This window comes from Ensifer sp. ENS10, from assembly GCF_014852025.1.
Taxonomy (GTDB): domain Bacteria; phylum Pseudomonadota; class Alphaproteobacteria; order Rhizobiales; family Rhizobiaceae; genus Ensifer.
In genome coordinates this window covers 1-11,935 of record NZ_JACVAS010000004.1, presented here as the reverse complement: position 1 = coordinate 11,935, position 11,935 = coordinate 1, and the positions used below count along the sequence as shown (strand labels likewise).

General features: G+C 62.2%; 9 protein-coding genes. 4 read left to right on the top strand and 5 right to left on the bottom strand.

Annotation, left to right across the window (positions count from 1 at the left end):
- Window positions 1–197 precede the first annotated feature (197 nt).
- The 4 genes from scpA to IB265_RS15855 all read right to left on the bottom strand — a co-directional run bounded on the left by scpA (window position 198) and on the right by IB265_RS15855 (window position 6,391).
- On the bottom strand, window positions 198–2,336 hold the full coding sequence (scpA, locus tag IB265_RS15870; protein ID WP_192494922.1) for a methylmalonyl-CoA mutase: 2,139 nt from the start codon (window positions 2,334–2,336) through the stop codon (window positions 198–200).
- A 174-nt stretch (window positions 2,337–2,510) separates the two neighbouring features.
- Entirely contained in the window at window positions 2,511–4,514 is a 2,004-nt protein-coding gene (locus IB265_RS15865; RefSeq protein WP_192494921.1) for an acetyl/propionyl/methylcrotonyl-CoA carboxylase subunit alpha, read from the bottom strand.
- Window positions 4,515–4,556: 42 nt separating this feature from the next.
- Complete coding sequence (locus IB265_RS15860) at window positions 4,557–4,847, bottom strand: hypothetical protein (RefSeq protein ID WP_246805972.1); 291 nt, start codon at window positions 4,845–4,847, stop codon at window positions 4,557–4,559.
- Window positions 4,848–4,858: 11 nt separating this feature from the next.
- A complete protein-coding gene (locus tag IB265_RS15855) occupies window positions 4,859–6,391 on the bottom strand; it encodes an acyl-CoA carboxylase subunit beta (protein ID WP_058323265.1) in 1,533 nt (510 codons plus the stop codon).
- Between the two features lie 157 nt (window positions 6,392–6,548).
- Between IB265_RS15855 and IB265_RS15850 the strand changes: the two genes are divergently transcribed.
- From IB265_RS15850 to mmsB, 4 genes are all read left to right on the top strand, one after another.
- Window positions 6,549–7,967, top strand: a complete 1,419-nt coding sequence (locus IB265_RS15850) for a short-chain fatty acyl-CoA regulator family protein (RefSeq protein WP_192494920.1) — start codon at window positions 6,549–6,551, stop codon at window positions 7,965–7,967.
- 219 nt (window positions 7,968–8,186) lie between these two features.
- A complete protein-coding gene (locus tag IB265_RS15845) occupies window positions 8,187–9,329 on the top strand; it encodes an isobutyryl-CoA dehydrogenase (protein ID WP_058328381.1) in 1,143 nt (380 codons plus the stop codon).
- A 23-nt stretch (window positions 9,330–9,352) separates the two neighbouring features.
- Window positions 9,353–10,405 carry an enoyl-CoA hydratase/isomerase family protein gene (locus IB265_RS15840; RefSeq protein WP_057251634.1) on the top strand — a complete coding sequence of 351 codons (1,053 nt, stop codon included), beginning with the start codon at window positions 9,353–9,355 and terminating at the stop codon, window positions 10,403–10,405.
- Window positions 10,406–10,463: 58 nt separating this feature from the next.
- Complete coding sequence (mmsB, locus tag IB265_RS15835) at window positions 10,464–11,360, top strand: 3-hydroxyisobutyrate dehydrogenase (RefSeq protein ID WP_192494919.1); 897 nt, start codon at window positions 10,464–10,466, stop codon at window positions 11,358–11,360.
- A 207-nt stretch (window positions 11,361–11,567) separates the two neighbouring features.
- Here the strand turns inward: mmsB and IB265_RS36515 are convergent.
- Window positions 11,568–11,935: hypothetical protein (locus tag IB265_RS36515; RefSeq protein WP_210334515.1), on the bottom strand; the 368-nt coding region annotated here is incomplete at its 5' end.

Sequence of the window (11,935 nt, the reverse complement as noted above, 5' to 3'; positions counted from 1 at the left end):
CAGGAGATCATGCACGATGTAGCCGCAGGTCCCGATCAAGAGGAGCTGCGGCCAGAAGCGAGCGATGAGGCGCCCCATCAGGACAAAGGGTCCGAACACTTCGGCGATCGACGTCATGGCCACAACATAGTTGCGCCAATCGGCGACGACAACCGCACGGGGCAGGTGAAGAGCCAAACACCCTCCGCCTTGCCGTGTCAGATATTGCGGCGTTTGCCTTCGATCAGGTCGAGCACGGCGCGTGCGGCGTCGAGCACATTGGTGCCCGGACCGAAGACGGCCGACACGCCGTTGTCCATCAGGTAGTCATAGTCCTGACGCGGAATGACGCCGCCGCAGATGACGATGACATCCTCGCCGCCGCGCTTCTTCAGGGCTTCTGCAAGCTGCGGCATCAACGTCTTGTGGCCGGCGGCAAGCGAGGAGACGCCGATGACATTGACCTTACTGGCCAGCGCCATGTCGGCGGCCTCTTCCGGGGTCTGGAAAAGAGGGCCGGCAAGCACGTCGAAACCGATATCGCCGAAGGCCGAGGCGATGACTTTGGCGCCGCGGTCGTGGCCGTCCTGGCCGAGCTTTGCGACCATTATTTTTGGTTTGCGGCCGAGCTTTGCTGAGACCTCGTCGAGGCGCCCCGAGAGCACCTCGAGCTCCGGCTCACCTTCATAGGCCTTGCCGTAGATCTTGCTGACGACCTTGGGCGTCGCGGCGTGGTCGCCGAAGGCGCCACGCATCGCATCGGAAATTTCGCCGACGGTGGCGCGGGCACGCGCCGCCTCGACGGCGGCGGCCAGCAGGTTGCCTTCGCCTGTCAATGCGATCTCAGCAAGCGCCGTAAGGGTCTTCTTGACCTCGACGCTGTCGCGCCGACGCTTGGTTTCCTCGATCCGGCGGATCTGCGCGGCGCGCACGGCGCTGTTGTCGATCTCCAGAATGTCGATCGGCTCCTCGTTGTCGAGGCGGTACTTGTTGACCCCAACGATGATCTCCTCGCCCTTGTCGACGGCGGCCTGGCGACGGGTCGCCGCCTCTTCGATCAATCGCTTCGGCAGCCCGGCATTGACCGCACGGGTCATGCCGCCCATCGCCTCGACCTCCTCGATCAGTAGCCAGGCTTTGTCTGCGAGCTCGTTGGTCAGGCTTTCGACATAGTAGGACCCGGCGAGCGGATCGACGACCTTGGTCACGCCGGTCTCGTGCTGCAGGATCAGTTGCGTGTTGCGGGCGATGCGGGCGGAAAACTCCGTCGGCAGCGCGATCGCCTCGTCGAACGAATTGGTGTGCAGCGACTGGGTGCCACCGAGAGCGGCGGACATCGCCTCGAAGGCCGTGCGGACGATGTTGTTGTAGGGATCCTGCTCCTGCAGCGAGACGCCCGAGGTCTGGCAATGGGTGCGCAGCATCAGCGACGACGGCTTCTTCGGCTCGAACTCCTTCATGATCCGGGTCCAGAGCAGGCGCGCAGCGCGAAGCTTCGCGGCTTCCATGAAGAAGTTCATGCCGATGGCAAAGAAGAAGGAAAGCCGCCCGGCGAATTCGTCGACATTCAGCCCCTTGGCAAGCGCCGCCCGTACATATTCGCGCCCGTCGGCGAGCGTGAAGGCAAGCTCCTGCACCAGCGTCGCGCCGGCCTCCTGCATGTGATAGCCGGAGATCGAGATCGAGTTGAATTTCGGCATCTCCCTGGCTGTGTACTCGATGATATCGGCGACGATGCGCATCGAGGGCTCAGGCGGGTAGATATAGGTGTTGCGGACCATGAACTCCTTGAGGATGTCGTTCTGGATCGTGCCTGAAAGCTTGTCGCGCGAAACGCCCTGTTCTTCGCCGGCGACGATGAACGAGGCGAGGATCGGGATGACGGCGCCGTTCATGGTCATCGACACCGACATCTCGTCGAGCGGGATGCCGTCGAACAGGATCTTCATGTCCTCGACCGAGTCGATCGCCACACCCGCCTTGCCGACGTCGCCCTCGACGCGCGGGTGGTCGCTGTCATAGCCGCGATGGGTCGCAAGATCGAAGGCGACCGAGAGGCCTTTCTGGCCCGCAGCCAGGTTTTTCCGGTAGAAGGCGTTCGACGCTTCCGCCGTCGAGAAGCCGGCATATTGCCGGATCGTCCAGGGACGGCCCGCATACATGGTGGCGCGCGGGCCACGCACGAAAGGTTCGAAGCCCGGCAGCGAGGCGAGGTGATCAACACCGTCGAGATCGCCGGACGTATAAAGCGGCTTCACCGCGATGCCCTCGGGCGTGTGCCAGATAAGGCTTTCCGGCGCTGCTTTGAGTTCACGCTCGGCGAGGGTTTCCCAGTCTTTCACGGTCTTTTGGCTCATCGCTAGCTCCTTGCCCAAAAAGGGCGCCTTCCTCGCCTCATCCCTGTGCTTGTCACAGGGATCCAGCCACGCGAAGTCGTTCGCGTGAAAGGGTGAATTCTTCGCGTCGCAGACGCGACGCTGCTGGATTCCTGTGACAAGCACAGGAATGAGGGCCACGGTTGTGAAGGTTCATCACTCGAATTCCATGATCAGCTCGTCGACAGCGAGGCTGGCGCCGGCGGCGACCGCCACGCGCTTCACCACGGCCCGTTTCTCGGCGCGCAGGATGTTCTCCATCTTCATCGCCTCGACGACCGCGAGCGCCTGTCCTGCTTCGACCGTGTCGCCGGCTTTTACCGTGACCGAGGTGATCACCCCGGGCATCGGGCAAAGCAGCATGCGCGACGTGTCCGGCGGCAGCTTCTCCGGCATCAGCCGTGCCAGTTCCGCAACCCGCGGGCTTCTGACATGGGCAACGACATCAATGCCGCGCCAGCGAAGCCGGAGGGCGGTGCCGACCAGATCGACTTTGACGCTCAAGGGCTCATTGTCGATGTTGAACGTGGCAAGCGTACGACCGGGCGTCCAGTCGCCGGCGATGGTGACTGTCGAGCCATCGGCGAAGCTCACATAGGAGCCGTCAGCGGACGAACCGGCAGTCACCGCAATATCGTGATCGCCGAGACCGACCACCCAATCATGGCCGATGATGCGGCGATGATTGCCGATCGTGCCGGAAATCTGGCTGGCCCGTTCCTGTAGGATCTGATTGACCGAGACCGCGACGGCGGCGAGCTTGCGAAGCGACCGCTCATCGGCCGCAACGCCGTGAAAACCGTCGACGAATTCCTCGGCGATATAGGCGGTCGTCAGCCGGCCGTTGCGGAAGCGCTGCTGTTGCATGACAGCCGAAAGGAACGGCAGGTTATGGCCGATGCCTTCCACTTCGAACTGATCGAGCGCCTCGGCCATAGCCTCGACCGCCGTCCGGCGGTCCGGTGCCCAGGTGCAGAGCTTTGCGATCATCGGATCGTAATACATCGAAATCTCGCCGCCCTCGAAGACGCCGGTGTCGTTGCGCGTCACCGTGCCATCGTCGCGTTTGCCCTCGACCGGCGGCCGATAGCGTGTCAGCCGGCCGATCGACGGCAGGAAGTTGCGATAGGGATCTTCCGCATAAAGCCGGCTTTCAATCGCCCAGCCATTGAGCTTCACATCGTCCTGGCCGAAGGCGAGCTTTTCGCCGCTAGCAACTCGGATCATCTGCTCCACGAGGTCGAGCCCGGTAATGAGCTCGGTCACCGGATGCTCCACCTGCAGGCGGGTGTTCATCTCGAGGAAATAGAAGTTGCGCTTGGCATCGACGATGAATTCGACGGTGCCGGCCGAGTGGTAGCCGACGGCCTTGGCAAGTGCGACCGCCTGTTCGCCCATGGCCTTGCGGGTCTCGGGGTCGAGGAAAGGCGAGGGCGCCTCCTCGATGACCTTCTGGTTGCGGCGCTGGATCGAGCATTCGCGCTCGCCGAGATAGAGCGTGTTGCCGTGCTTGTCGCCAAGCACCTGGATCTCGATGTGGCGCGGCTCGGTCACGAATTTTTCGATGAAGATGCGGTCATCGCCGAAGGCGTTCTTCGCCTCGTTCTTTGAGGACTGGAAGCCTTCGCGCGCCTCTTGGTCGTTCCATGCAATGCGCATGCCCTTGCCGCCGCCGCCGGCAGACGCCTTGATCATCACGGGATAGCCGATCGACGCGGCGATCCGGACCGCTTCGTCTGCATCCTCGATCAGGCCCATATGGCCCGGAACCGTCGAGACGCCGGCCTCGGCCGCGAGCTTCTTGGAGGTGATCTTGTCGCCCATCGCCTGGATGGCGCCGACCGGCGGGCCGATGAAGGCCACGCCTTCCTTCTCCAGCGCTTCGGCAAAGGCGGCGTTTTCCGAGAGGAAACCATAGCCCGGATGGACCGCATCGGCGCCGGTCTTGCGGATCGCCTCGATGATCTTGTCGATGACGATATAGGACTGGGCCGACGGCGAGGGGCCGATATGCACCGCCTCGTCCGCCATGCGCACATGCATGGCCTCGCGGTCGGCGTCGGAGTAGACCGCGACGGTGGCGATGCCGAGCTTCTTTGCGGTCTTGATGACGCGGCAGGCGATTTCACCACGGTTGGCGATGAGGATTTTCTTGAACATTTGTTTCTCTTTCAAATCCTTGGCGAATTCTGGGGCCGGGCGTCAGCGTTTGAACTTGCGGCGGTAGGGCAGAAGCGCGATCGACGATGCGGCGGCAGCACCACCGAAGAGCAGCGCGAAGGGCACGACGACCATGAGGGTGGCGAGAACCGGGCTCGTCGAGCGGGCGATATGGGTGCCGACAGCGCCGATATTGAGCCCGATCAGCACGCCAGCCGTAACAGCCCCGATCGTAACGCCGATCAACGCGTTGATCGCCATGTAGCGCAGCATCGACCAGTGGTCGCGCCGGGCCTCTTCCGGTGTCATGATGCGCTCCGGCTCACGTTCCATCGTCGCCTCCATCAGAGCGGGATCGTGTCGTGCTTGCGCCAGCGGACATCGACCTGCTTGTTGCGCAGAGACGCAAAAGCACGCGCGATGCGTCGGCGCGACGAATGTGGCATGATCACCTCGTCGATGAAGCCACGCTCTGCCGCCACGAACGGGTTGGCGAAGCGCTCCTCGTACTCCTTCGTGCGCGCGGCGATCTTCTCGACGTCGCCGAGTTCCGAGCGGTAGAGGATTTCGGTTGCGCCCTTGGCACCCATGACGGCGATCTCGGCGGTCGGCCAGGCATAATTGACGTCGGCGCCGATATGTTTCGAGGCCATGACGTCATAGGCGCCGCCATAGGCCTTGCGGGTGATCAGCGTCACCATCGGCACGGTCGCCTGGCTATAGGCAAAGAGCAGCTTGGCGCCATGCTTGATGACGCCGCCATATTCCTGCGCGGTGCCGGGCAGGAAGCCGGGCACGTCGACCAGCGTCAGGATCGGGATCGAGAAGGCATCGCAGAAGCGCACGAACCGGGCGGCCTTGCGCGAACTGTCGATGTCGAGGCAGCCGGCAAGCACCATCGGCTGGTTGGCGACGACGCCTACCGTCTGGCCTTCCATGCGGATGAAGCCGGTGATGATGTTCCTGGCGAAGTTCTGCTGCAATTCGAAGAAGTCGCCTTCATCCGCAAGCGCCAGGATCAGTTCCTTCATGTCGTAGGGTTTGGCGGCGCTGTCTGGGATCAGGCTGTCAAGGCGCATTTCGAGCCGCGACGGGTCGTCGTGGAAGGGACGGACCGGCGGCTTTTCGCGGTTGTTGAGCGGCAGGAAATCGAAAAGCAGGCGGGTCGCTTCCAGTGCCTCGATGTCGTTTTCATACGCACCGTCGGCGACCGAAGACTTTGACGTATGCGTGCGCGCGCCGCCGAGCTCTTCCGCAGTGACGATCTCGTTCGTCACTGTCTTCACGACATCCGGCCCGGTCACGAACATGTAGGATGAATCGCGAACCATGAAGATGAAGTCGGTCATGGCCGGCGAATAGACCGCGCCGCCGGCGCAGGGACCCATGATGACCGAGATCTGCGGAATGACGCCGGAGGCTTCGGCATTGCGGCGGAAGACCTCGGCGTAACCGGCAAGCGAGGCCACGCCTTCCTGGATGCGGGCGCCGCCACTGTCGTTGAGGCCGATGACTGGTGCCCCGTTGCGTACCGCCATATCCATGATCTTGCAGATCTTCTGCGCGTGGGTTTCCGACAGCGAGCCGCCGAGAACGGTGAAGTCCTGAGAAAAGACATAGACCTGCCGGCCGTTGATCGTGCCCCAACCGGTGACGACGCCATCGCCCGCGACCTTTTGGCTCTCCATGCCGAAATCGACGCAGCGATGCGTGACGTACATGTCGTATTCTTCGAACGAGCCTTCATCGAGCAGCACCTCGATGCGTTCGCGCGCCGTCAGCTTACCCTTGCCGTGCTGGGCGTCGATCCGTCGTTGGCCGCCGCCGGCTCTTGCTTCTGCCCGGCGGGCTTCGACCTGTTCTAGTATGGCGCGCATGGTGCCCTCCCGGTTTTTTCAGTGCCTGTTTTTTCAGCGATTGTGCAGAGGCGCTTCGAGCTTCGCAATAGCGTCGAAGACGGCATGGAAAAACGTCTCTTCATGTGCAAATGTGAAATAGAGAAATTTGTGAAACGTAAATTGCAAAGTTGCAAACATGGCGATCGGCAAACTCTATATCGGCCGCAAGGTCAGGGAACTGCGGGAGACGAACAAGGCGACGCAAGGCCAGTTCGCCGAGCGCATCGGCATCTCGACCAGCTACCTCAACCAGATCGAGAACAATCAGCGGCCGGTCTCAGCCGCGGTGCTTTTGGCCCTTGCCGAAAAATTCCAGATCGATATCGCCGAGCTTTCGACCGGGGAGGGCGATCGTCTGCTTTCGGCGCTCTCGGAAGCCCTCAGCGATCCCTTGTTTGAAACCTATTCGGCCAGTTTGCAGGAACTGAAGCTGGTCGCACAGAATGCCCCGGGACTGGCACATGCGCTGATCACCTGCCACCAGGCCTATCGCCGCAACAGCGAGCAATTGGCCAGCATCGATGACACCATTGGCCGCGGGGCCTCATTCGTCGAAACGACGCCTTATGAAGAGGTGCGCGACTTCTTTCATTTCGTCGACAACTACATTCACGAGATCGATCTGCTCGCCGAGCGGCTGGCGGGCGATCTCGGGCTTGGCGAGGGCGACAATCATGCGGCGCTGGCAAGCTATCTGGAACAGCGTCACGGCGTTCGGGTCGTGCGCGGAGCGGCCGGCGACGAGGCGATCCGCCGCTTCGATCCGCGCGCCCGCATCCTGACCCTCAATCCCTATGCGCCGGCCGCGACGCGCGACTTCCAGATCGCATTGCAGATCGCCCAGCTTCATGCTCGCGAAGAGATCGATCGAGTCGCCGGCAGCGCCGGCTTCCGCACCGAAGAGGCCTATGAGATCTGTCGCATCGGCCTGCAGAACTATTTTGCCGGCGCGCTGATCCTGCCCTACCAGGCCTTCTCGAAGGCCGCTCGCGACTTGAGGCACGACATCGAATTGCTCGCCGCCCGCTTCGGCGCGTCGCTGGAGCAGGTGTGCCACCGCCTGTCGACCCTGCAGCGGCCGGGACAGAAAGGCATACCGATCTTCTTTGCCCGCATCGACCGGGCGGGCAATATCACCAAGCGCCACAGTGCCGCAAAGCTGCAATTTGCCCGCTTTGGTGCTGCCTGTCCGCTCTGGAACGTGCACCAGGCCTTCGAGACGCCGGGCCGGATCATCCGGCAACTGGCCGAAACGCCTGACGGAGTTCGCTACCTCTGCCTCGCCACCCAGATCACCAAGGGCGGCGGCGGCTTTCGCGCCGCGCAGCCGCGCTACGCGCTGGCGCTCGGCTGCGAGGTCTCCTATGCCGATGCCTTCGTCTATGCCGACGACATGGACCTCGGCAACCGCGCCGCCTTCGATCCGATCGGCATTTCCTGCCGGATCTGCGAACGCACGAAATGCGCCAGCCGAGCAGTGCCGCCATTGAAGCGCCGCCTGATTGTGGATCATGACTTACGCGGCGCTCTGCCGTATCGTCTAAGCGAGAGCTGATTGGGACGGTCTGTTCATTTTTGAACAGACCCTGTGAGAAGTTGCATCTGGGCCTGGACGAAGTTTGGTGTAACTAGGCCTCCATCGCCTACAGCGCCGCGCGTCTTGTGAAACGCGCAAAGGTCGCTGTGGCACGTTTGGTTGCTGCAGGTTTTTGCCCTTTTATCGGTTACGATTAAAGGAAACCTGCAGAGGTATGCGGTCAGGGAGGACATGCATATGGATTTTCGCCTGTCGGAGGAGCAGGAGGCCATTCGTCAGATGGCGCTCGATTTCGCCCGCGACGAGATCGCCCCTCACGCGATCGACTGGGATCAGCAGAAGCATTTTCCGGTTGACACGTTGCGCGGTGCCGCAGCGCTCGGAATGGCCGGCATTTATGTCCGCGACGATGTCGGCGGCACGGGACTGACGCGGCTCGATGCCGCGATCATCATCGAGGCGCTCGCGACCGGCTGCCCGGCCGTCGCCTCCTTCGTCTCGATCCACAACATGTGCGCCGGCATGATCGACCGCTACGGCACGGACGAACAGCGCCAGCGGCTGCTGCCGAGGCTGCTGACCATGGAGGTGCTGGCGAGTTACTGCCTGACCGAGCCAGGCTCGGGCTCGGATGCAGCGGCGCTGAAGACCAAGGCGGTGAGAGACGGCAACGATTATGTCCTGACCGGCCAGAAGCAGTTCATCTCGGGCGCTGGCGAGTCCGGCCTCTACGTGATCATGGCGCGGACCGGCGAGGACGGCCCCAAGGGCATCTCCACCTTCGTGGTCGAGAAGGACGCACCTGGCCTCACATTCGGTGCCAATGAGAAAAAGATGGGCTGGCACGTCCAGCCCACCCGCGCCGTCATGCTCGATGGTGTCCGCGTGCCGGCGGAAAACCGCCTCGGCGCGGAAGGCGATGGTTTCAAGATCGCCATGGGCGGGCTCGATGGCGGGCGATTGAACATTGCCGCCGCGTCTCTCGGTGGCGCCCAGTCCGCCTTCGAAAAGGCGCTGGCTTATGTCCAGGAGCGCCGGGCCTTTGGCAAGGCGATCGGCGAGTTCCAGGCGCTGCAGTTCCGTCTCGCCGACATGGCGACCGACCTCGAAATCGCCCGCACCTTCCTCTGGCGCGCGGCATCTGCGCTTGATGCCGGCGACCCCGAAGCGACAAAACTCTGCGCCATGGCCAAGCGCTTCGTCACCGACCGCTGCTTTGCCGTTGCCAATGACGCGCTGCAGCTTCACGGCGGTTACGGCTATCTCGCAGACTATGGTGTCGAAAAGATTGTCAGGGACCTCCGGGTGCACCAGATCCTCGAGGGCACCAACGAAATCATGCGCCTGATCGTTGCGCGTTCGCTTATCGGCCGGAAATAGGCCAGAGACAGGAAAGATCGTTCATGGACATGCAGGCGCCTGAAGTCATCGTCGAGCGGCGGGGAGCGATCGGCAGAATCCGGCTGAACCGCACCCGGGCATTGAACAGCCTCAACGTGCCGATGATCCGGCTGATCGCCGCGGCTTTGACCGAGTTCGAAAATGATCCGGCCGTTGCCGCCGTGTTGGTGACCGGCGAGGGCGAGCGCGGGCTTTGCGCCGGTGGCGATATCCGCATGATTTACGAGAGTGGACGCGAACGGCCGGAGGAAGGTGCGCAGTTTTGGCGCGAGGAATTCGTCGTCAACAGCCGCATTTCCAGCTACCGCAAACCCTATATCGCGATCATGGACGGCATCGTCATGGGCGGCGGCGTCGGGATTTCCGCCCATGGCAGCCACCGCATCGTCACCGAGCGGACCCGGCTTGCAATGCCGGAGACCGGGATCGGCTACTTCCCTGACGTTGGCGCCACCTGGCTTCTTCCCAGGACGCCCGGCGAATTCGGCACCTATCTCGGTCTCACCGGTCGGGACATCGTCGCAGCCGATGCCATCCATGCGCGGCTTGCAGATAGTTTCGTCGCCTCGGATAAGCTGGAAGCGCTCGCCGCTGATCTTGCCACGCTGCCGCCGACGGCACGCAGCGCCGATGTCAGCGCGGTGATTGCAAAGCACGCTTCGGAAGCGCCGGCAACGCCGCTTCAAAACCACTTTGCGCTGATCGACCGCTGCTTCGCCTTTGATACGGTTGAAGAGATCGTGGCGGCGCTCGAGGCTGATGGTTCCGATTTCGCCAAGGAAACGCTGGCGCTGCTCAACTCGCGTTCGGCGCTGAGCATGAAGCTGACGCTCGAACTCTTGCGCGCCGGTCGCCGCAGCGCGTCGCTGAACGAATGTCTCGAACGGGAATATTCCGCGACGCTCGGAATGCTTGGTAACCCCGACTTCTACGAAGGTGTGCGTGCTGCGGTGATCGACAAGGACCGCAATCCAAAATGGTCGGTGGCGCTGGCCGGTGTCACACCTGCCTTGCTGTCGCGTTTCGGCAGGAAGGATCACCCGCCACTGTTTTAGCGCCTGAGGATGGGGCGCTGTTCGGTTTTGGCCGAGTTTCAATGCGAGGAGGAATGACATGACGAAGATCGCCTTTATCGGGCTCGGCAATATGGGCGGGCCGATGGCCGCCAATCTGGTGAAGGCGGGCCATGCGGTCAGCGGTTTCGACCTGTCGGAAGCCTCGCGCAACGCCGCGGCGAAAACCGGGGTCTCCGTCGCGGGCTCGATTGCGCACGCGGTGCGCGGCGCCGAATGCGTGATCACCATGCTGCCCGCCGGCGCCCATGTCCTCTATGTCTGGGACGAACTCCTCGGCTTCGTCGATCCGGGCACGCTCCTGATCGACAGTTCGACGATCGACGTCGATAGCGCCCGCAAGGCGCATGCGCTCTCGGAAAAGATCGGCTGCCCCTCTCTCGATGCCCCCGTCTCCGGTGGAACCGGCGGTGCTGCGGCCGGCACGCTGACTTTCATGGTCGGCGGCAGCGACGAGGGATTCGCCCGCGGCAAGCCATTGCTCGACGCCATGGGCAAGAAGATCGTCCATTGCGGCGGCGTCGGCGCCGGCCAGGCGGCAAAGATCTGCAACAACATGATCCTCGGCATTTCCATGGCCGGCGTTTGTGAAGCCTTTGTGCTGGCGGAACGGCTGGGTCTTTCGCACCAGGCCCTGTTCGACGTGGCGTCGACCTCATCGGGCCAATGCTGGTCTCTGACGACCTATTGCCCGGTGCCGGGTCCGGTCCCGACCTCGCCCGCCAACAACGACTACAAGCCGGGCTTTGCCGCGAGCCTGATGCTGAAGGACCTGAAGCTGTCGCAGCAGGCCGCAAGTGCAGCGGGTGCGACGACGCCGATGGGTGCACAGGCAGCCCAGCTCTATTCGATGTTCGAGAAGCTCGGTCATGGTGGCGAGGACTTTTCTGCCCTGATCCGGTTGCTGCGCGGCAACGATGAGGCAAAGGCCGGCTGATCCGCCTGTGTCGATGGATTTTCGCCCGCTTAACCGGGCGAAAATTTGCCTCTTATGCCTGTGAATAGAAATTTCTTTTTGTTTTCAACGTGTTGTGAGATTTCTATCGGGGCCCTGAAAAAGCCTGTTGACGTCTTGGAGGCTGGGGGTCTATAAGCCCGATCACTGACGAGGGCGGCGGCGCTGCTGGCGACGACGACCTTCGCTCTAGAGTTTCCCTGGTTGGCTGAGGCTGATTTTGGGGTCTGAGGCGCGAGTTTCGGGCTTGTTGGAAACGGTTTGACGGACGGTGAGTTCGTCGGTTTTTTGACAATTGAATATAGAGAAAGAGAAACGTGGGCGGCGGAGCTCGTGAGGAACTCGAAAGGGTTCTTTCGGAAAGAGACTTTGGCGGTCACGTTTTAACAAGAGACTACACCTATTTTCTTGATGTCGGTTTTCGGACTGATGTTGATTGAAGAAGGGTGTGAGTTCTCGTCGATTCAGAACGTGACGTAATGCCAATGATTGAATTCTCAACTTGAGAGTTTGATCCTGGCTCAGAACGAACGCTGGCGGCAGGCTTAACACATGCA